18 protein-coding genes and 1 riboswitch are annotated in these 21,505 nt (G+C 58.0%); of the genes, 6 read left to right on the top strand and 12 right to left on the bottom strand.

Going from position 1 to position 21,505, the window contains the following annotated elements; all coding sequences use genetic code 11:
- Positions 1-12 precede the first annotated feature (12 nt).
- The 7 genes from kdpD to MWH02_RS17950 all read right to left on the bottom strand — a co-directional run bounded on the left by kdpD (position 13) and on the right by MWH02_RS17950 (position 10,118).
- Positions 13-2,685: a two-component system sensor histidine kinase KdpD gene (gene kdpD, locus MWH02_RS17980; RefSeq protein ID WP_271461167.1), complete on the bottom strand. Its 2,673-nt coding sequence runs from the start codon at positions 2,683-2,685 to the stop codon at positions 13-15.
- Between the two features lie 89 nt (positions 2,686-2,774).
- A complete protein-coding gene (gene kdpC, locus MWH02_RS17975) occupies positions 2,775-3,347 on the bottom strand; it encodes a potassium-transporting ATPase subunit KdpC (RefSeq protein ID WP_271461166.1) in 573 nt (190 codons plus the stop codon).
- Positions 3,348-3,358: 11 nt separating this feature from the next.
- Positions 3,359-5,407, bottom strand: a complete 2,049-nt coding sequence (gene kdpB / locus MWH02_RS17970) for a potassium-transporting ATPase subunit KdpB (RefSeq protein ID WP_137386708.1) — start codon at positions 5,405-5,407, stop codon at positions 3,359-3,361.
- A gap of 7 nt (positions 5,408-5,414) precedes the next feature.
- Complete coding sequence (kdpA, locus tag MWH02_RS17965; RefSeq protein ID WP_271461165.1) at positions 5,415-7,094, bottom strand: potassium-transporting ATPase subunit KdpA; 1,680 nt, start codon at positions 7,092-7,094, stop codon at positions 5,415-5,417.
- Positions 7,094-7,183 (bottom strand): K(+)-transporting ATPase subunit F, encoded by a 90-nt coding sequence (gene kdpF / locus MWH02_RS17960; RefSeq protein ID WP_081113208.1) that lies wholly within the window; start codon positions 7,181-7,183, stop codon positions 7,094-7,096. Before kdpF ends, kdpA begins: the two co-directional genes overlap by 1 nt.
- A gap of 109 nt (positions 7,184-7,292) precedes the next feature.
- Positions 7,293-8,456 carry an HD-GYP domain-containing protein gene (locus tag MWH02_RS17955; RefSeq protein WP_192236933.1) on the bottom strand — a complete coding sequence of 388 codons (1,164 nt, stop codon included), beginning with the start codon at positions 8,454-8,456 and terminating at the stop codon, positions 7,293-7,295.
- A gap of 270 nt (positions 8,457-8,726) precedes the next feature.
- On the bottom strand, positions 8,727-10,118 hold the full coding sequence (locus tag MWH02_RS17950) for an MFS transporter (RefSeq protein WP_271461164.1): 1,392 nt from the start codon (positions 10,116-10,118) through the stop codon (positions 8,727-8,729).
- Between the two features lie 411 nt (positions 10,119-10,529).
- Here MWH02_RS17950 and MWH02_RS17945 point away from each other — a divergent pair, with 411 nt between their 5' ends.
- Complete coding sequence (locus tag MWH02_RS17945) at positions 10,530-11,444, top strand: sugar ABC transporter substrate-binding protein (RefSeq protein ID WP_271461163.1); 915 nt, start codon at positions 10,530-10,532, stop codon at positions 11,442-11,444.
- A gap of 82 nt (positions 11,445-11,526) precedes the next feature.
- Here MWH02_RS17945 and MWH02_RS17940 read toward each other — a convergent pair whose 3' ends face one another.
- Positions 11,527-12,021: a GNAT family N-acetyltransferase gene (locus tag MWH02_RS17940; RefSeq protein ID WP_271461162.1), complete on the bottom strand. Its 495-nt coding sequence runs from the start codon at positions 12,019-12,021 to the stop codon at positions 11,527-11,529.
- A gap of 64 nt (positions 12,022-12,085) precedes the next feature.
- Here MWH02_RS17940 and MWH02_RS17935 point away from each other — a divergent pair, with 64 nt between their 5' ends.
- On the top strand, positions 12,086-13,918 hold the full coding sequence (locus MWH02_RS17935) for an ABC transporter ATP-binding protein (RefSeq protein ID WP_217549848.1): 1,833 nt from the start codon (positions 12,086-12,088) through the stop codon (positions 13,916-13,918).
- Here MWH02_RS17935 and MWH02_RS17930 read toward each other — a convergent pair.
- Positions 13,915-15,039 (bottom strand): GNAT family N-acetyltransferase, encoded by a 1,125-nt coding sequence (locus tag MWH02_RS17930; protein ID WP_271461161.1) that lies wholly within the window; start codon positions 15,037-15,039, stop codon positions 13,915-13,917. The two genes, MWH02_RS17935 and MWH02_RS17930, sit on opposite strands and share 4 nt — an antisense overlap.
- Before the next feature lie 195 nt (positions 15,040-15,234).
- On the opposite strand from MWH02_RS17930, the gene MWH02_RS17925 reads away from it, so the two are divergent.
- From MWH02_RS17925 to MWH02_RS17915, 3 genes are all read left to right on the top strand, one after another.
- A complete protein-coding gene (locus tag MWH02_RS17925) occupies positions 15,235-16,134 on the top strand; it encodes a LysR family transcriptional regulator (protein WP_110867690.1) in 900 nt (299 codons plus the stop codon).
- Positions 16,135-16,233: 99 nt separating this feature from the next.
- A complete protein-coding gene (locus tag MWH02_RS17920; protein ID WP_192415473.1) occupies positions 16,234-17,175 on the top strand; it encodes a glutathione S-transferase family protein in 942 nt (313 codons plus the stop codon).
- Positions 17,176-17,186: 11 nt separating this feature from the next.
- On the top strand, positions 17,187-17,792 hold the full coding sequence (locus tag MWH02_RS17915) for an alpha/beta hydrolase (protein ID WP_271461160.1): 606 nt from the start codon (positions 17,187-17,189) through the stop codon (positions 17,790-17,792).
- Here the strand turns inward: MWH02_RS17915 and MWH02_RS17910 are convergent.
- The 3 genes from MWH02_RS17910 to MWH02_RS17900 all read right to left on the bottom strand — a co-directional run bounded on the left by MWH02_RS17910 (position 17,789) and on the right by MWH02_RS17900 (position 20,410).
- Positions 17,789-18,586 (bottom strand): sugar phosphate isomerase/epimerase family protein, encoded by a 798-nt coding sequence (locus tag MWH02_RS17910; RefSeq protein WP_271461159.1) that lies wholly within the window; start codon positions 18,584-18,586, stop codon positions 17,789-17,791. The two genes, MWH02_RS17915 and MWH02_RS17910, sit on opposite strands and share 4 nt — an antisense overlap.
- A gap of 106 nt (positions 18,587-18,692) precedes the next feature.
- A complete protein-coding gene (gene crcB, locus MWH02_RS17905) occupies positions 18,693-19,070 on the bottom strand; it encodes a fluoride efflux transporter CrcB (RefSeq protein WP_101762757.1) in 378 nt (125 codons plus the stop codon).
- Between the two features lie 90 nt (positions 19,071-19,160).
- Positions 19,161-19,236: riboswitch (Fluoride riboswitch) on the bottom strand.
- A 145-nt stretch (positions 19,237-19,381) separates the two neighbouring features.
- Positions 19,382-20,410, bottom strand: a complete 1,029-nt coding sequence (locus tag MWH02_RS17900; protein ID WP_271461158.1) for a zinc-binding alcohol dehydrogenase family protein — start codon at positions 20,408-20,410, stop codon at positions 19,382-19,384.
- A gap of 135 nt (positions 20,411-20,545) precedes the next feature.
- On the opposite strand from MWH02_RS17900, the gene MWH02_RS17895 reads away from it, so the two are divergent.
- A complete protein-coding gene (locus tag MWH02_RS17895; RefSeq protein WP_101762759.1) occupies positions 20,546-21,448 on the top strand; it encodes a GntR family transcriptional regulator in 903 nt (300 codons plus the stop codon).
- Positions 21,449-21,505 lie beyond the last annotated feature (57 nt).

The following is a 21,505-nucleotide window of genomic DNA, read 5'->3' as shown; positions in this document are numbered from 1 at the left end:
ACTTATGTGAAGTTATTTCAGCCCTTCTTCAGAAATTTCAGGCGCGGCGGGCAGCGGCAATGACAAACGGAACACCGCGCCGCCTTCCGGCCGATTCTCCGCCCAGATGCGCCCGCGATGGGATTCGATAATGGTTTTACCGATCGCCAAACCCAAGCCGACGCCCGGCACCGCCGACTCTTTATCACCGCGCGCAAACTTGTCAAAAATACGCGTGAGGTTCTCCGGCGCGATGCCGGGACCGCTGTCCCACACCGCAATCTCCAACCGATCGCGATCGCGCCACGCCCGAATACCGTGCTGCGCCGCGTTGCCTGCGTATTTCAGGCTGTTTTCGATCAGATTGGTAAACACGCGCTCCAGCATGGCGCTGTCGCCTTTGATCAGCACCATCTCGGGTAATTCGAGGATAAATTCATGGCCCTTCAGCGACGGGCCCATGCTGCTCAGCGCGCCGCCAATCACCTCATCCAGCGCCACCCACTCTTCGCGCAGATTGAGTCCGCCGGATTGTATGCGCGCCATATCCAGCATGTTACTCACCAGCCGAATGGTACTCAGCGTCTGTTCACGAATCTGATTGGCCTGGTCGACATACTTCGACTCTTCGCTGGCGAGATCGAGCATCAGCATCTCCGCCTGACCAAACAGCACCGTTAGCGGCGTACGCAGATCGTGCGACAGCGCTGACAGCAGCGCATTGCGTAGCTGCTCGCGCTCGGCGGCCAGCCGCGACGCCGCTTCACTGTGCGACAGCGCCATGCGTTCCAGCGCGTTAGCAATCAACACAGTGAAGGTTTCCAGTAAACGCTGCTGCTCGGGGATCATCAGCTGACGCAGGTTTTCCGGTTCCACCACCAGCAAGCCGAGACAGTGATTACCACTTTTCAGCGGCAGAATCTGGTACGGCACCGCCGGCAAGGTATCGGTGCCCGCGCCCGCCGGTTGGCCTTTGCTGTAACTCCATTTGGCGATGGCCAGATCCGGCGGCGTACCGATCGCCGTATCGCCCACGGTTTGCAGCTCGCCCTGCTCATCCGGCAGCAGCAGTAAACTGCGCGCCTGCAGGGTGACATCGATGATGCGCTGGCTGGTGGTGGCGATATCCTGCGGCGTCAAATCGCTGCCGAGTGCTTTCGCCATCTCATACAGATGCCGCGCGCGCTGTTCACGGTAGCGCGCCACTTTGGCCTGATAGCGCACGCCCGCTGTCAGATTCCCGACAATCACGCCCACCGCCAGCATCACCGCAAAGGTCACCAGATACTGCAAATCCGACACCGCAACGGTGCCGGTGGGCGCGACAAAGAACAGGTCGAAAGCGATGATATTGATCACCGTGGCGAACACCGACGGCCAGCGGCCATAGCGCAGCGCCACCAGCACCACCGCCAGCAGATAAATCATCACGCTGTTGGCGGGATCAAACGCCACCAGCAACCAGCGGCCGACGCCGGTGACCAAAATACACAGCAGTAGCGCCATCACACAGCCGCGCAGATAGAGCCGCCATTTTTCGTTGCTGGCGCGCTGGCCGCTGAGCGGATGCGGCGCATCGCGCACCGGTTCATCCAGCGCCACCACCAGCAAATCGAGATCCGGGCCGAGTTCGCCGAGGCGCTGGGCAAAGCTGTCGCGCCGCCAACGCCGTTGTGGCTGACGGCCGGTCACGATTTTGCCGAGGTTGTGCTCGCGCGCGTAACGCAGCACCGCGCGCGCTTCATCGGGATCGGAGAGCGTGGCGGTTTCAGCGCCAAGTTCCTGCGCCAGTTGCAGCGTGCGTAAAATGGCGCGACGGCGCGCTTCCGGCAGCCGATTGAGGCGCGGCGTTTCCACATACACCGCGTGCCATTCGCTGCCGAGCCGTGCCGCTAAACGCGCGGCGGTGCGCACCAGTTTTTCGCTGCCGGTATCGTCGCCGATGCACAGCAGAATGGCGTCACGCGTGTGCCACACTTTGTCGCGGCCTTGCCGATCGCGCCAGGCACGCATCTGGTCATCCACGCGATCGGCGGTACGACGCAACGCCAGCTCACGCAGCGCGAACAGATTGCCTTTACGGAAGAAGTTTTCGATGGCGCGTTCGGCGCGGTCGCCGACGTAGACTTTGCCCTCTTTCAGCCGCTGACGCAGATCGTCCGGCGGCAGATCCACCAGCACCACTTCGTCGGCGCTATCAAAGAAGGGATCGGGCACGGTTTCACGCACCTGAATGCCGGTGACGCCGCCGACCACATCATTCAGGCTTTCCAGATGCTGGACGTTAACGGTGGTGATGACGTCAATGCCCGCTTCGAGCAGCTCTTCAATGTCCTGCCAGCGCTTGGGATGACGCGAACCCTGCACGTTGGTGTGCGCCAGTTCATCCATCAGGATCACCGCCGGATGGCGCGCCAGCGCGGCATCGAGATCGAATTCGGCATGGCGCGAACGGCCGGTGGTACGCCGTGGCAACAGCGCCAGCCCGTTGAGCAGCGCGGCGGTCTCTGCACGATCGTGGGTTTCTACCACGCCGGCTAACACGTCGAGACCTTGCGCCCGCAGGCGCTGCGCCTCCTGCAGCATGGCGAACGTTTTGCCCACGCCCGCACAGGCGCCAAAGTAGATTTTCAGCTTACCGCGATGGCTGTCGCTGTGGTTCAGCAGCAGCGCATCGGGATCGGGGCGGGCAATTTCGTCGTTCATCGATCGTCCATCGTAAAAACAGCGTGATAAATCGCGTCGCTACGATTGCGTGCATATACCGTAGCGGCGCAATGCATTGCGCGAGGTGTTTATCCTTGTAAATCATCCAGCGCCAGATTTAGACGCAGCACGTTTACCGTCTCTTCGCCAACAAACGGCAGCAGCGGGCGCTCGGTGTGGCGCACAATCAGCGCCTCGACATCTTTCAGCGCCATCTTGCGCGCGGCGGCGATGCGCGGTGCCTGCCACAACGCGGCTTCTGGCGAAATATCCGGATCTAATCCGCTCGCCGATGCGGTGACCAACTCCACCGGCACCGCTTTGGGCGCTTGCGGATTCGCCGCACGCAGCACGGCGACGCGTTCCGCTACCGCTTTATCCAGCGCCGGATTGCTGCCTGCCAGATTGCTGCCGCTGGAGGCCAACGCATTATAAGGCGCATCGCCGGTAGCGGAAGGTCGACCCCAAAAGTGGCCCGGCTGATTAAACATTTGACCAATCTGCTCGGAACCGCGTACCGCGCCATCCTGCTCAATCAGCGAACCGTTGGCCTGCGATGGGAACCACCACTGCGCCAGACCGGTGGTCAGCAGCGGATAGACCGCGCCGGTGAGCAGCGTAAGCACCAGTAACAATACAATAGCCGGACGTAACTGACTCATTTCTCTTCTCCTTAAGCCAGACCAAGCAGCGTTAGCAGCAGGTCGATGGCTTTAATACCTATAAACGGCACCACTAATCCGCCCGCACCGTAAATCCACAGGTTGCGACGCAGCAGCGCCGCCGCGCTCAGCGGACGATAACTCACGCCTTTCAGCGCCAGCGGGATCAGGAACACAATCACCAGCGCGTTAAAAATTACCGCCGACAGAATCGCCGAGTTCGGCGAATGCAGCCCCATCACGTTGAGCATGTTGAGCTGCGGATAGGTGGCGGCAAACGCGGCCGGAATAATGGCGAAATACTTCGCCACGTCGTTGGCGATACTGAAGGTGGTAAGCGAACCGCGCGTCATCAGCATCTGTTTACCGATGTGCACCACTTCCAGCAGCTTGGTCGGATTCGAGTCGAGATCGACCATGTTGCCGGCCTCTTTCGCCGCCTGGGTTCCCGAGTTCATCGCCACCGCCACGTCGGCCTGCGCCAGCGCCGGTGCGTCGTTGGTGCCGTCGCCGGTCATCGCCACTAAGCGCCCTTCGGCCTGATACTGACGAATCAGCGCCAGCTTGGCTTCCGGCGTCGCTTCAGACAGGAAGTCATCGACGCCGGCTTCCGCCGCAATCGCCGCCGCAGTTAACGGATTATCGCCGGTGATCATCACCGTCTTGATGCCCATCTTGCGCAGCTCGGCAAAGCGCTCTTTGATGCCGCCTTTGACGATATCTTTCAGCGCCACCACGCCCAGCACCTGCGCGCCTTCGGCCACCACCAGCGGCGTGCCGCCAGCGCGCGCCACTTCTTCGACGGCGGCATTCACTTCTAACGGGAAGCGGCCATGATTGGCTTCAATGTGGCGACGAACCGCATCGACCGCGCCTTTGCGGATCAGACGATCCTGCACGTTTACGCCGCTCATGCGCGTTTGCGCCGAGAAGGGAATGAAGCTCGCCCCCATGCTGCTCAAGTCACGCTCACGCAGGTTAAATTTCTGCTTCGCCAACACCACGATGCTGCGCCCTTCCGGCGTTTCATCGGCCAGCGATGCCAGCTGCGCCGCATCGGCCAGCTGCTGTTCGCTGACACCCGGCGCGGGCAGAAACTGCGTCGCCTGACGGTTGCCAAGCGTGATGGTGCCGGTTTTATCCAGCATCAGCACATCTACGTCGCCCGCCGCTTCCACAGCACGGCCGCTGGTGGCGATAACGTTCGCGCCCAGCATGCGGCTCATGCCCGCCACACCGATGGCCGACAGCAGGCCGCCGATGGTGGTGGGGATCAAACACACCAGCAGCGCCACCAGCACCGTGATGCTGACCGGCGTGCCGCCATACGCTGAGAACGGCCACAGCGTGGCGGTCGCCAGCAGGAACACAATCGTAAGCGACACCAGCAGAATGGTCAGCGCCACTTCGTTCGGCGTTTTACGGCGTTTCGCGCCTTCCACCATCGCAATCATGCGGTCAAGGAAGGTTTCGCCCGGATTGACGCTGCACTGAATCACCAGCCAGTCGGAAAGAATGCGCGTACCGCCGGTCACCGAGGAGAAATCCCCGCCCGATTCACGGATCACCGGCGCGGATTCACCGGTGATGGCGCTCTCATCCACCGATGCGCCGCCCTCCAGCACCTCGCCGTCGCACGGAATGATGTCACCGGCTTCCACCAGCACCACATCGCCTTTGCGCAGCGTATCGGCCGCCACGTTGTGCCAGGCTGCGCCGTAGCGCGCTTCGGCCAGTTTTTTCGCATCGCTGGTTTTACTGATGCCTTTCAGGCTGTTGGCCTGCGCCTTGCTGCGCCCTTCCGCCAGCGCTTCGGCGAAGTTGGCGAAAAGCACGGTGAACCACAGCCAGATGGCGACGCCGGCGGTAAAGCCCGCGTTACCGCTGAGCGCGCCGCTGGCCATGCCCACCGCCAATACCGAGGTCAGCACGCTGCCGATCCACACCAAAAACATCACCGGGTTGCGGAACTGCACGCGTGGATCGAGTTTTTTCAGCGCATCCAGCATGGCAACGCGGGTTAGCGCCGCATCAAACAGCGCCAGTTGTTGACGACTCATGATTCCGTTATCCCTGAATTAATTGCAGATGTTCCGCGACCGGGCCCAATGCCAGCGCGGGGATGAACGTCAATGCGCCCACCAGCAAGACGGTGCCAATCAGCAGCGCGATAAACAGCGGGCCGTGCGTTGGCAGCGTGCCGTTGCCGACTGGCTGAATTTTCTTCGCCGCCAGCGAACCGGCAATCGCCAGCACCGGAATGATGATGCCGAAGCGGCCCACCAACATGCAGAAGCCCAGCAGCAGGTTCCAGAACGGCGTGTTAGCGCTCAGTCCGGCGAAGGCGCTGCCGTTGTTATTGGATGCAGAGGAAACCGCGTACAGCACTTCGCTGAAGCCATGAATACCAGGATTGGCCATACCGGCGCGACCGGCGTCGGTCATCATCGCCAGCGCGGTGCCGAGCAGCACCAGCGTTGGCGTCACCAGGATCGCCAGCGCGGTCATCTTCATCTCCCACACGTCGATTTTTTTGCCCATGTATTCTGGGGTGCGACCGATCATCAACCCGGCGATAAACACGCCGAGCAGCACGAACAGCAGCATGCCGTACAGGCCAGCACCGACGCCGCCGAACACCACTTCACCCAGCTGCATCAACCACATCGGCACCATGCCGCCGAGCGCGGTGAAGGGGTCATGCATGGCGTTAACCGCACCGCACGACGCCGCCGTGGTGATCACCGCAAACAAGCTGGAGTTGAGAATGCCGAAGCGCGTCTCCTTGCCTTCCATGTTGATGGCGCTGTCTGCGCCGAGCGCGAGGAAGTGCGGATTACCACGCAGTTCGGCCCACATCACGGTGATCACCGCCAGCACAAACATGATGGTCATCGCCCACAGCAGCATGTGGCCCTGACGACGATCGCCCAGATGCTGACCAAAGGTGAAACAGAGCGCCGCCGGGATCAGGAAGATGCTCAGCATCTGCACGAAGTTGGTCAGCGCCGTCGGGTTTTCGAACGGGTGCGCAGAGTTAACGTTGAAGAAACCGCCGCCGTTGGTGCCGAGCATTTTGATCGCTTCCTGCGATGCCACCGGCCCGAGCGGCAGCGTCTGCTGCGCGCCTTCCAGCGTGGTGAGCGCATGGTAAGGTTCGAAGGTTTGAATACTGCCCTGGCTGACGAAGAACAACGCGATAACCAGGCTGATCGGCAGCAGCACGTAAAGGGTAATGCGCGTCAGGTCACGCCATGCGTTGCCGAGCGTATCCAGCGAACGGTTGGCAAAACCACGAATCAGCGCAAACGCCACGGCGATACCGGTCGCCGCCGACAGGAAGTTCTGCACCGTGAGGCCCGCCATCTGACTGAAATAGCTCAGCGTGCTTTCCCCGGCGTAGGATTGCCAGTTGGTGTTGGTAACGAAGCTGATGGCGGTATTGAGCGCCAGATCCCAGCTGAGATTAGGCAGATGCTGCGGGTTCAGCGGCAGCGCAGCCTGCGTCATCAACATCAGCAGCAGCAAGGCAAAACCCAGCGCGTTAAACAGCAGAATCGCCAACAGATAGTGCGGCCAGCGCATGGCATCGCCGTCGGCACCGGCCAGTCGCCACAGCGCGCCTTCGGTGCGCGGCAGCAGCGGCTTGTCAGCCACAAACAGGGCGAGATAACGTCCCAGCGGTTGTGCCAACACCATCAGTACCAGCAGAAACACCGCAATTAGCATGAATGCATTCGCCGCCATCAGAATGCCTCCGCATTAAGCAGGGCATAAATCAGGTAGCCCAGAAGAACAAACACCAGCACGATGCCGGCTATCACGCCCACGCTCACAGCAACCTCCAGAGGATTTTGGTAATGCTGCAAGCATGCGCGGCGCGGCATAAAGAAGAGGTAAAAAGGCGGGAAGCGGGCGTAAATAAAGTATAAAAATGGTGAAGAATTAAGCGCTTTCTAACGCCCAGATGCGGTTCAGATCGATGTTCTGCCATAAGCCGCTGTCTTCCGCGCCAGTGATGCTGTCGGTGCAGAAGCTGTCGCCGAGATCGAGCGCTTCCGGTTTCACTTCGCGCTGCGCGTGCAGCGACCAGAACACATGTACTTTGGGCTTGAGCAGCGATTTTTCGCCAGCCTGTACCACCAGCGCCACGCGCCCGGAAGCCAGTCGCACCAGCGATCCCACCGGATAAATGCCGATGGTGCGTACGAAGGCGTGCAGCAGCGTGTTGTCGAAGTGTCCACGCCAGCTCAACATGTTGTGCATCGCTTCGGCAGGCGTCCAGCCTTGGCGATAAGGACGATTCGAGGTGACGGCATCATAGACGTCGCATACCGATGCCATGCGCGCATACAGTGAGATTTCGTCGCCTTTCAGTCCGTGCGGATAACCGTTGCCGTCATACTTTTCATGGTGATGCAGCGCGATATCCAGCAGATCTTCACCGGCATTGGCTTCCATTAGCATCTGCGCGCCCACAATCGGATGCTGACGCATCACGGTGAACTCTTCATCGCTGAGCTTGCCGGGTTTGTTGAGAATCTCCAGCGGCACCGCGGCTTTACCCACATCATGCAGCAAACCGCCCATACCAACGCGCCGCAGCTGATGCTCATCGAGGCCCATTTTTTTGCCGAGCGAGATCATCAAACCGCACACCGCCATTGAGTGCAGATAGGTGTAATCGTCGTGATTCTTCAGGCGCGCCACGCTCAGCAGCGCCGTGGGTTCGCGGGTGATCGAACCGGCAATTTGATCAACCAGATCAAGGGTGTAATCGAGGTCGAGGCCTTGTCCCATGCGCGCCTCGTTAAACATCGCCAGCACCTGCGGTTTCCCCTGATTGAAGATGCTTTGCGCCTGATCCATCTCCTGGAAAAACGGGGTTTGAGGAATCTCTTTTTTCGGCGCAGGCGTGACGGGTGCCTGTACCGATTTGTCGAGATCGATCCATAACTGCAGGATCCCCTCATTGCGGATCATCGCGATCTGGCGTTTATCAGTGATCAGCATTTGGTTGCGAATGCGCTTATCTTTGACCCACCAAACCTCCAGTTTGTGGATAAACATTCCCTGCCGCAGTTCGTCAACATTAATCAGCTTTATCACGATATCGCTCCTTAATATCAGTGGGTGGTAAGGAGGTATCGGCAGCTGAGCAAAAAATCTTCAGAGTGGATTTGTGCGATCGGTGAGGTTTGCGCGAGGGGTGCGTATAAATGCGAATTTTACGACGTTGGATCGCCATTTATGGCGTAATGCCGATCAGTTAAGCACCGTATCAAATCACCGCACCTTCCGTAGCGGCGCAATTTATTGCGCGATAAATCGCGCCGCTACGGTATGTGCGGCCATCAAGTAAGGTATCTCGCTGAACGATTAAACCGCTTTAATACCGCGCGCTTTCTCCGGCTTTTCATAAGGGGCTACGGAATTCTGCTCCGCACCAACGCGTTCAATCGGTCCCATCACCAGCAGGAACAGCAGTGCGGCGACCACGCAGTGCGCGCCGACAAACACCAGCCCGATGCTGTAGCTGCCGGTTAAGCCGACGATGATGCCGAACAGCAGCGGCGTGATAAAACCCGCCATATTGCCGATGCCGTTAAAAATCGCGCCCGCCAGGCCAACCGCTTCTTTTGGTGCGGTATCGCTGACAATCGTCCAGGTTCCGGCGCCCGCCGCCACGCCTTTACCAAAGAAGGCGAACGACATCATGGCGATAATGCCGACGTTGCTGGGGATCACCGCCGCCAGAACCAGCGATGCCGCCATCAGCATGCCGACAATATACGGCGTTTTACGCGCCCAGGATAAACTCCAGCCGCTTGCCAGCAGTTTGTCGGAGATATAGCCACCGCTGATGCCGCCGAGGAAACCAAATACCGCTGGTGCGATGGTGGCAAAACCGGCATCAAGAATATTCATGCCGCGCGCCTGCACCAGATAGATCGGGAACCAGGTAATGAAGAAGTAGCTCAACGCGATGATGCAGTATTGACCGATATAGGCGCACCACAGCATACGGTTGCTGAGCAGCTTCCTGAACATCGCTTTGCTCAACGGCGGACGCGCTTTTAGCGTTTGTGCCGAATCAATATCAACCAGCGCGCCGCCCTGCTCAATGTAGCGCAATTCATTTTCCGAGACCTGCGGATGATGGCGCGGGCTGCGCATAAAGCCCATCCAGACAAACACCGCCAGCACGCCAATGCCGCCCAGCACAAAGAACGGCCATTCCCAGCCGAAACGCGACACCAGCCAGCCGGAAAGCGGCGAAAAGATGGCGACGGCAAAATATTGCGCCGAGGCGAAGAGTGAAGAGGCGCGGCCGCGTTCAGCGCTGGGGAACCACATGATCACTGCGCGCGCATTGGCGGGAAAACTCGGTGCTTCAATCAGGCCCAGCGCGAAACGCAGCGCAAACATCAGCGTAAGCGCCATGGTCATGCCGCTGGAGAACTCGCCGACAAAGCCCATCAGCAACGTGGAGATCGACCACAGCGCCAGCGTCACGCCATACACTTTTTTGGTGCCGAAGCGATCGAGAAACAGGCCGCCGGGGATCTGGCCGATCACATAGGCCCAGCTAAATGCCGAGAGGATCAAGCCAAGCTGGATCGCTGAAAGTCCAAACTCATCTTTGATCGCCGATCCTGAGATCGACAGGATCGAGCGGTCGGCATACGCCACCACGGAAAGAAACAGGATCAGGCAAAGGATCCCGATGCGTACGTGACTGTTTTGTGGCCGATTTTTGGATTTTTGCATGGGCTGAATTCCTCAAATGAACGTGCCGGAATACCGCTTTATTTCCCTGTTGAGCAACTATAGGAAGCAGTTTCACCCACGGTCATTGTGCGAATGGCGGAATCGACGGCGCAAAATAGCGCCAGATTTAGCCGCTGGCACAAAGTGAGGTGCTGTGCTGCACAGAACCTCAAAAATCATCAGGCTGTTGCACCGCAATGTGCGCTAACTCTAAGAAAATAATTCGCAGTGCAACTATGAGCGCGCGAAGGAAAGACGCACCCGAGAGCAAAGTGTGCGCTTAGCTGCAAAATCCAACCTTGCTGATTGTCAGCCGGGTGGCGGGCTCGTAGGCTAAAAATGATTTCATTGAGCCATTTTTAATATCGATGAAACATCCATTCTAATAACAAGCTTACTCTGGAGTCTGCGATGAAAATCCTCAAGGCGATTGTGTTGCTCGGCCTGCTCTCGACGTCACTATCGGCGCTGGCGGAAAAAATTGGCGTGTCGATGGCCTACTTCGATCAAAACTTCCTCACCATTATTCGTCAGTCGATTGATAAAGAAGCCAAAGCGCGTGTGCTTGATATTCAGTTTGAAGATGCACGCGGCGATGTCGGACGTCAGACCGATCAGGTGCAGAGTTTTATCGGTGCGGGCGTGGATGCCATCATCGTCGATCCGGTCGATTCTGCCAGCACGCCGCAGCTCACCAGGCTGGCGCAACAGGCAAAAATTCCGCTGGTGTACGTCAACCGCACGCCGGGCGATAAATCGCTGCCGGCCGGCGTGGTGTTTGTCGGCTCCGACGAGCGTGAATCCGGCACCTTGCAGATGGAAGCGCTGGCGAAAATGGCTAACTACAAAGGCAATGTGGCGATCATGATCGGTAACCTGACCGACGCCGGTGCGCTGCAACGCACCAAAGACGTTGAGCAAGTGGTGGCGAAATATCCCGGCATGAAAGTGGTACAGAAACAGCCCGCTAATTACGCGCGCAATGAAGGCATGGATTTGATGAATAGCTGGCTGGGCAACGATGAAGCGATTGATATCGTTGCGGCTAATAACGATGAGATGGCGATTGGCGCGGCCATGGCGCTGGCCAAAAGCAATAAAAAGGTGCTGATTGGCGGTATCGATGCTACGCCAGACGGCCTGAAAGCGCTGTCGCAGGACAAAATTCAGGTCACGGTTTTCCAGGATGCGGTCGGCCAGGGCAAAACGTCGGTGGATGTGGCGCAGAAGCTGATCAAAGGCGAGAAAGTGGATTCACACGTGTGGATCCCGTTCGAGCTGGTGACCAAAGAGAATATGCAGAAGTACGTTGAGAAGAGTCAGTAAAAGGTCAAACGCGAGCAATGAATCGCACCGCTACGAATGCGTGCACAATTCCGTAGCGGCGCAATTTATTGCGCAAAACCCATCAGTTTTTTAGTTTAGCCATCTGCACGATATCGTGATATTCGCCGTCGCGCAGGCAGGCTTTGCGCTTCACGCCTTCGCGCTCGAAGCCCAGCTTTTGATACAGGCGCAGCGCGCGTTGGTTATCGTGGAACACTTCCAGCTCAATGCGCATAATGCCGAGCCAGTTAAAGGCGTAATCCATCGCGTTGCGGATCAGCTTTTCACCAATGCCGCGCCCGCCAAACGCCGGATCGACGCTGATACCAAAACTGATGCTGTGACGCGTACGCGGACGCTGTTCGACAAACAGCGTGAGCTCACCGACCATCGCACCCTCAATCTCCGCAACAAAGCCGATGTATCCCAGCTCATCCATCTTTTCGAATTTTTTCTGCCAGGTCGCTATGCTCGGACACGGCAACTGCGTGGTCCAGCGATAAACGTCAGGATGGCTGTAAAGGCGTTGGTAGGCGGCTGCATCGCCCGGCTCACGACCGCGAATGTGTAAATCCATGTCGGTAATCCCTTTTCACATGCACTAAGCTGTTAACTCTCACCATTTCGGGAAGAGTGATTCTATGTTGTATCGCCGTTTTGAACGTTTTATCAATATTTTCCAGGATGCGCCAACCGATTCCCCACCCGCCAGCGTCTGGCCGTTCTACTTCTACTATCTGCGTCAGGTGTGGCCGAGCTTTGTCGCGCTGCTGATTGTCGGGCTGGCACAAGCACTGATCGAAGTGGCGCTGTTCAGCTATCTCAGCCGCATCATTGACCTGGTTAATCACTCGACGCCCGCTTCGCTGTTCAGCGATAACTGGCAAATATTACTGTGGATGGGTTTTGTCGCGCTGATTCTGCGGCCGGTGGTGATTGCTGCGCACGATATGCTGGTACATCAAAGTATTAACCCGAGCATGACCAGCATGATCCGCTGGCAGCATCACAACTACGTGCTGCGTCAAAGCCTGAATTTCTTCCAGAACGATTTTGCCGGGCGCATTGCCCAGCGCATCATGCAGACCGGTAACTCGCTGCGTGATTCGGCGGTACAGCTGGTGGACGCCATCTGGCACGTGGTGATTTACGCGGTGACCTCGCTGGTGCTGTTCGCCGAAGCCGACTGGCGCTTGATGATTCCGTTGATGATCTGGATTGTGGCTTACAGCGTGTCGCTGGGCTTCTTTGTGCCGCGCGTTAAACAGCGTTCGGTGGTGTCATCGGAAGCGCGCTCGAAATTGATGGGCACCATTGTCGACGGCTACACCAACATCGCCACCATCAAACTGTTTTCGCATAACGATCTGGAGAAGCGTTACGCGCGTGAGGCGATTCAGGAGCAAACCGACAAAACCCAGCACGCCAGCCGCATGGTCACCACCATGGATATCACGCTCTCGACGCTGAATGGCTTGCTGATTGTCAGCACCTCCGGCCTGGCGCTGTGGTTGTGGAGCCAGTCGCTGATCAGCGTTGGCGCGATTGCGCTGGCGACCGGTTTGGTGATTCGTCTGGTGAACATGTCCGGCTGGATCATGTGGGTGGTGAACGGCATCTTCGAAAACATCGGCATGGTGCAGGACGGCCTGAATACCATCGCGCAGCCGCTGAGCGTGCAGGATGAACCGAATGCGAAAAACATGCAGGTGACGCGCGGCCAGATTCGTTTTGAGGATGTGCGCTTTGATTATGGCGGCAGTCGTCAGGTGATCAATCGCCTCAACCTCAACATCAAGCCGGGCGAGAAGATCGGTTTGATTGGGCCGTCCGGCGCCGGTAAATCCACCCTGGTGAATCTGCTGCTGCGGCTGTATGACATCAACAGCGGCCGCATTGTGATTGACGATCAGAACATCGCCGAAGTGACGCAAGAGAGCCTGCGCGGGCAAATCGGTATGATCACGCAGGACACGTCGCTGCTGCATCGCTCAATTCGCGAAAACCTGCTGTATGGGCGTCCGGATGCGACGGAAGAGGAGCTGCAGGCGGCGATTATCCGCGCGCGCGCCGACGAGTTCATTCCGCTGCTCTCCGATCCACAAGGCCGCACTGGTCTGGATGCGCACGTGGGCGAGCGCGGCGTGAAGCTGTCGGGCGGTCAACGTCAGCGTATCGCCATCGCGCGCGTGCTGCTGAAGGACGCGCCGATTCTGATCATGGACGAAGCCACTTCGGCGCTGGATTCCGAGGTGGAAGCGGCGATTCAGGAGAGCCTGGAAACGCTGATGCAGGGCAAAACGGTGATTGCTATCGCGCACCGTCTTTCCACTATCGCCAAAATGGATCGTCTGGTGGTGCTGGAGCAGGGTGAGATTGTCGAGATGGGCAACCACCGCGAACTGCTGGCGCACGGCGGACTTTACGCGCGCCTGTGGCAGCATCAGACCGGCGGTTTTGTCGGCGCGGATTAATCACCACGCCGATACGGTAAGGCGTCGCGCGCTTCAATTGCCCAGCCGCGCACGCCTTCCCGTTCCTGCAGCAGAAAATCCGCCACCGCATCACGCAAACCGGGATGACACAAATAGTGCCACGAATGGGTGATGTGCGGCTCAAAGCCGCGCACCAGCTTATGCTCGCCCTGCGCGCCCGCATCAAAACGCTGCACACCTTCCGCGATGGCGAAATCCATGCCCTGATAGAAGCAGGTTTCAAAATGCAGCCGATCAAACTCCGCCAGACAGCCCCAATAGCGGCCGTACAGCGTGTTGCCGTCCATTAAGCAGAATGCCATCGCTGCCGGTTGCCCTTGTAGCGTCGCGATCACCACGCGAATCGAATGCGGCATGCGCTCCGCCAGCAGGCTAAAGAAGTGGCGGGTCAGATAGGGCCGCTGGCCGCGCACCGCGTAAGTGTTGGCATAACAGGTGTAAACAAAATCCCACTGATCCTCGCGCAGCTCATCGCCGCGATACCAGCTGAATTCAAAGCCGCTGCTCATCACCTGCTCACGCTCTTTACGCAGTTGTTTGCGCTTGCGCGACATCAGCGTGTCGAGGAAATCCTGAAAATCGCGGTAGCCTTTGTTATGCCAGTGATACTGCAAGCCGAGGCGCTCCAGCCAGTCTGGCTGCTGCTGCATGATGTGGTTGGCGAACGGCGTGGTGAAGTTGATGTGCGCGCCGCTCAGACCGTGTTGATAGAGGTTATCCGGCAGCACGCTGAGCAGTTTCAGCACCGCTTCTTCATCGCCCAGCAGGCGTGCGCCAGTCACCGGACTGAACGGAATCGCGCCCAGCCATTTCGGATAGTAAGGAATACCGGCGCGCTGACAGGCATCCGCCCACGCATGGTCGAACACATATTCACCGCGCGAATGGCGTTTGCGATAGCCCGGCAGCGCCGCACGCAGCGTGCCGTTTTCGCGCCACAGCAGGTGATCCGTCTGCCAGCCGTTTTCGGGCCGCACGCTGCCGCTCTCTTCAAGTGACAAGAGAAATGCGTGGCGTAAAAACGGTTGATCGTCAGGTAACAGCGCATCCCATTCGACGGCGGCAATCTCCGCCAGCGACGACAGATGTAGCAAAGACATTCACGGCTCCCGGCCTGATGAAAGCAGGCGCCTAGTTCAACAGGTTTTCCCGCGTGGGAAAAGGTGCAGCGCACTGAATGTGTATACCTTGCTTTGTGCCCGCAACCGACCTGTGGATAGTTCCGTAGCGGCGCGATTTATCGCGCGCCCTTTAGGCATGTGTATACTCAGCTTTTTTAGCCGTCAGGAAACGCCATGGATCGCCTCGATTGTGACCGCATGTTTGTCGCCGTGCTGGAAGTGGGCAGCTTCGCCGGCGCTGCCGAACGCCTTGGCACCAGCAGCGGCCAGGCGTCGAAGCTGGTCTCCCGGCTGGAGCAGGAACTCGGGGTGCAGCTGTTTAAACGCAGCACGCGCGCGCTCTCGCCCACCGAAATCGGTCGCGCCTATTACGAGCGGGTAAAAACCCTGCTGGAAGCCTTTGATACGCTGGATGCCACGGTGCGCGACAGCGCCACTACGCCGAGCGGCCGCCTGAAAATCAGCGCGCCCGGCACCTTTGGTACTGCGGTGTTGGCCAGCGTGCTGGTGGAGTTCGCGCGTCATTATCCGCAGATCGAACTCGACGTGAACTTCTCCGATCGTGCAGTTAACATCGTCGATGAAGGCTTTGATATGGCGATTCGCATCGGCAAGCTTGATGACAGCAGCCTAATCGCGCGCCGCCTCGGCGATGTGCCGATTCGCGTAGCCGCGTCTTCCGGTTATCTGCTGCAACACGGCACGCCGCAGCACTGGCGCGATTTGGCGGCTCATCAGTGCATCAGCGATACCAACTTCCGCGATCCCTGGCATTGGCCGTTCGTGACGCCGTGCGGCGACAGCGTCAGCATGCCGATTCGCGGTCGTCTCTGTTTCTCCAATACCGAAGCCTGTTTGCAGGCGGCGATCGCCGGATTGGGCATTGCGCGGCTACCAGGTTTTATTGCCGCACCCGCCCTGCAGCGCGGTGAAATCGTCTCGCTATTAGAGGAATTCGCCACGCCGCCCATGGGCCTGTTCGCGCTCTATCCGCCGGCGCGTCATCTGGCGCAGAAAACCCGGCTGCTGATCGATTTCCTCGCCGCCCATTTCCAGCACCATCCGCCCGGCTAATTCCTTCCATTTTGGAAGCAATGAAAGCCATTTTGCCCGGATTATCGCCCAACCAGCAGCGCTGTATGCTCACTTCATCAACACTGAGGAGAGAAGACGATGCTGGTAAACGGTAAGTGGAGTGCAGAGTGGCATCCGGTGCAAGCCACCGATCAACAAGGCGGATTTGTGCGCCAGACCTCCAGTTTTCGTCACTGGATTAGTGCAGATGGTTCCAGCGCATTCGCTGCCGAGCCGGATCGTTATCACCTCTATGTGGCGCTGATTTGTCCGTGGGCCTCGCGCACGCTGCTGGCGCGCAGTCTGAAAGGGCTGGATAAGGTCATCAGCGTGTCGGTGGTTGAGCCGCAGCTCGGCGCGCAAGGCTGGCGCTTCGGTGATTATCCTGGCGCAGATCGCGACTGGCTGAATAAAGCCGAATACCTTCACGAACTCTACACCCGTGCCGATGCCGATTTCACCGGCCGCGCCACCGTGCCGGTGCTGTGGGACAAAAAGACGCAAACCATCGTCAATAATGAGTCAGCCGATATCCTACGCATGCTGAACAGCGGCTTTGGCGCGCTGGCGGACGATCGCATCGATCTTTATCCCGAGGATCTGCGCGCTGAGATCGACGCGCTAAACGAATCGATCTATCCGCGCCTGAATAACGGCGTCTATCGCGCCGGTTTTGCTACCACACAGGTGAGTTATCAGCAGGCGTTCAACGATGTGTTCAGCCAGTTAGATGAGCTGGAGCTGCGCTTGCAGGATGGCCGTACTTTCCTGCTCGGCGAGCGCTTAACCGAAGCGGATATCCGCCTGTTCGTCACGCTGGTGCGCTTTGACGCCGCCTATCACGGCCTGTTTAAATGCAACCTGCGCCGCCTGCGCGACTATCCGCTGCTCGATCGTTATCTAAAGAGTATGCTTTCGGTCTCTGGCGTGCGTCAGACGGTGAATATCGATCACATCAAGCAGGGCTATTATTCAATTAAAGCGCTGAATCCAAACGGCATTGTGCCGGTTGGCCCGGATATGGCGGCCTACGATTTATAAGGAATAGGGCGATGGCAAAAGCGTTAGTGATTTTTTTACATGGCGTCGGCAGCAACGGCGATGATCTCGCGGTGCTCGGCGAACATTGGGCGCGCCTGCTGCCGGATGTGGCGTTTGCCTCGCCGAATGCGCCCTATCCTTTTGAACACGCGATGGGATATCAGTGGTTTAGCCTGACCGGCATCACGCCCGAAAACCGCCCGGCGCGCGTGCGTGAAGCGCGCGCGGCCTTTGATAACACGCTGCAGCAGCTGATGGCGCAGCACGGCATGGCGGATGCGTGGGACAAAGTGATTCTGGTGGGCTTTTCGCAGGGTTCGATCATGGCGTTAGATGCGCTGGCGTCGGGCCGTTATCCGCTGGCTGGCGTGGTGGCCTTTTCCGGCCGTATGGCATTTGATGGCGCATTAACGCCGCAGCCGTATACGCCTGCGCTGCTGATTCACGGCAAAGCCGATGAGGTGATTCCGTTTAGCGAAAGCGTATCGGCGGAGCAACGTTTACAGCAGGCTGGCGTGACGGTGGAAGCGCGTTATGAAGCGGCAACCGGCCACACCATTTCATCGCAGGGTGCGATGGATGCCGCCGGTTTCATTGCGCAATGTTTACAGGATTAAGGCCAGTAACGATTTACCGCCTGCCACGCTTTTTGCGCAGCCACGTCTGCTGGCTGCGCCTTCAACTTATCGTTGAACACTTCAATGCCGACCGGCCCGCTATAACCGGCACTTTTCAGCTTATCGACAAAGCGTTCCACTTCGATGATGCCATCGCCCGGCAACAGGCGCTGGTGACGCGCGTACTCGCTGAGCGGCTGCTTATCCTGTGGTGGCATGTCGGCCATATCGCACAGCTGCACTTCGTAGATACGGTCAGCGGGAATGCCATCCAGCTGCGACGCATCGCCGCCTAACGCGCAGATGTGGAACAGATCGACCACCAAACCGATATTCGGCTGGTCCAGCCGTTGCAGCCGTTCCCACGCCAGCGGCAGCGTGTTATCTACGCTGCACCACGCCATCGGCTCATACATGATGCGCATGTTGTAACGTGCGGCTTCCGATGCCATCCAACGTAAATCTTCATCAATACGCGCCGCCACACAATCTTCACGCGTGCTGGCCGGTGCCTGAATGGTGTCGCAGCCGATGGTTTGGGCAATCTGAATAAACTGACGCAGCTCTTCGCGTTTTTGCTGGCGGTCGCGATCCGGCGCACCGGTGAAATCGCGCAGCACCTGTACATTGGTGAAGCCAAGCTGCAACTGCTTCGCTAACTGTGGCGTACTGGCTTGTACATCGTCGCGCCAGATCTCAACCTGCTCAAAACCGGCGGCGCGTGCGGCACGCAGCTTCTCCTCAGGTTCACCGTTTAACAACACCAGGTTAAGGAATTTAGGGTTACAACGCATGACACAGCTCCTTAATCGTCCGGATAATCGGTGACAAATTCTGTGCGTCACGCGCACAGAATGGCGATCAGTATCTACCTCTGAGGAGTTATTTCAAGCGCGATGGTTATCCGAGCAGATTGACCGCGGCAAAACCGGCGAAGGTCATCAGCAGCGAACCAATAACATGCACCATCACGCTCGACATCGCCCAAAGGTATTTACCTGATTGTAGCAACCCAACAATTTCTGCAGAAAAAGTGGAAAAGGTGGTTAAGCCGCCACACAAGCCAGTGACAATTAACAGTTTCCAAAAGGGATCGATATGCGGGTTACGCACAAAAAAGGCCAGCGCCGCGCCGATGATAAAACCGCCTACCAGATTGACCATCAGGGTGCCGGGCGGCAAATTAGGAAACAGCGCGTTAAAACGTAATGAGATCAACCAACGCAGCGTACAGCCCACCGCACCGCCCAGCACCACCGCCAGTAACGACTTCAACATAGTTTGGAGCTCCTGATATGAATGACGCGCAGGGCCGCGGCAGGACAGAATAACACCTGACACACCGCCGTCTCCCGCGCAGGGATACGAGTGTTGTCAGGCGTCATCAGCCGTCTGTGACCAGAACGGCGGTTGGGGAAGGTGGCACGCCATCACCTTAGGCGGGAGATAATACGCTGGCTTGGCAATGCAGACAATATGGTGAAGGAGGCACAGTTTTGTCGCGGCGCGATCTATCGCGCGCATCAGTGAAGGCACCGTGCCAACCCCTCTTTGCGTAATAAATTGCCCCGCTACGGTTGGTGCCAATATCAACGTTCGAAGTGAATCACGCCCTTAATCAGTTCCCGGTTGTTAATCACATCCGCTTCAAAGCGCTCTGCCAGCGTAGAAAAATCATAATGGCGATTGAGCATCATGTCGGCACGAAGCTGCCCGTTCGCCATCAGTTCGCCTACTTTCGCGAAATCTTCCAGCGTGGCGTTGCGGCTGCCCAGCAGCGTGGTTTCCTTTTTGTGGAACTCGATATCCGGGATCACCAGATCGCCTTTGTGCAGGCCGACAAACACGATGGTGCCGCCATGACGAATCAGTTTCACCGCGCCGTTCATCGCCGCAGGGCTGCCGGTGGCATCAATCACTTTGGCCGCCAAACGTCCACCAAATTCCGCCCGCAACTGCGTTTCAAAATCGGCATCTAATGGATTCACCGTCGCCAAACCCAGCTTCTGCGCTACGTGCGCGCGGCGCTGCTCGCTGGTGTCGGCCACCACCACATACGCCCCCGCTGCCGCCGCAATCGCGGCCACGCCAAGACCAATTGGACCTGCGCCCACCACCAAAACCTGCTCATCCGCCGTAACGGCCGCACGGCGCACAGCATGCGCGCTGATGGCGAAGGGTTCAATCAGCGCGGCGGCTTCGGGATCAACCTCATCCACCGCCAGCAAATTGCTGGTCGGCACGCTAAGGTATTCACAGAAACCGCCATCCTGATGCACCCCAATCACCGAGATTTTTTCGCAGCAGTTGGTTTTGCCACTCAAACAGGCATCGCACTGCTGGCAGGCAACGTAGGGAATCAGCGCCACGCGCTGGCCCAGCCTGAAGCCGCTGGTCTGGCTGCCGAGTTCTACCACTTCGCCACACAGCTCATGCCCCAACACACGTGGATAGCTGAAAAACGGCTGATTTCCGGCCCAGGCGTGGATATCGGTGCCACAAATGCCGGCGGCGATCGGTTTGATCAGAACTTCATGGGCGGCGGGCGTCGGCTTCGCGCGCTGCTGCCATACCATCTGGCGCGGCTCGGCGACCACCAGCGTTTTCATCGTTGTCATTGGCTTCTCCTGTGCTGTTGTCGCAGTTATGGCGAAAATCGCCGATGGCGGCGTTTTGCGTTGGGGGAAGTGTGAAGCCAACCGCTTTTTTTGGGCTTTGTATGGTTTTTAATAGATAAAAAACCGGAGACGCGTATGAGCCGCAGCCAGAATCTACGTCAGAACGTGATTAATCAGATGCTGGAAGGCATTGCCAAACGGCATATCCGTTCGCCGTTGCCACCGCAGGCGGCGCTGGCCGAGATGTTCAACATCAGCCGCACTACGGTGCGCCACACTTTGCAGCATCTGCATGAGCGCGGCGTGCTGGAAAAGGTGGATGAAACCTACGTTATCGTGCGCGATCCCAGCGAAGAAGATGGTTTTAACGCCCTGACGCCGCCGATCGATCAGCAGGCGCTGCAGTTTGAGCAGACCTTTTTCAACCTGATTAATCAGCGTCAGCTGATGCCGGGCGATACCTTTAGCGAGCTGCAGTTAGCCCAGCAGGTGAAGGTCAGTCCGGTTGTGGTACGTGAATTCCTGCTGCGCTTTATGCGTTATGACCTGCTGGAACCGGTGAAGCGCGGACAATGGCGCATGAAGAAGTTCGATCAGAAGTATGCCGAGAACCTGTTTGAGCTGCGTGAAATGCTGGAAACCCACGCGCTGACCCGTTTTCTCAACCTGCCCTCGCAGGATGAGCGCTGGATGCAGGCGCGCGACCTGCTGGATCGCCATCGTTCGATGCGTGACACCATCGCCAGCAATTACCGCCACTTCGCCGCGCTGGATAAAGAGATGCACACGCTGATTCTCTCCGCCGCCAACAATCCGTTTTTTAATCAGTCGCTGGAGATTATTTCCGTGATTTTTCACTCGCATTATCAATGGGATGAAACCGATCTTAAGCAAAGAAATATCGTGGCGCTGGAGGAACATATGGCGATTCTGACAGCGCTGATTAGCCGTCAGGATGTCGAAGCGTTATGTGCGCTACACAATCATCTCGGCACCGCCAAGACATCGATGATCCGTTCGATCCGCCAGTACAATTAAAAACCGATTAAAAACCACAAAGCATTAGCTCCCGCACGAATCTGAAACATCTCCGCA

The sequence above is a fragment of the Pantoea leporis genome (assembly GCF_028048155.1).
In the GTDB taxonomy this organism is placed as follows: Bacteria; Pseudomonadota; Gammaproteobacteria; order Enterobacterales; family Enterobacteriaceae; genus Pantoea; species Pantoea leporis.
Note: the sequence above shows the minus strand (reverse complement) of the source record. Positions and strands in the feature narration are given on the sequence as shown.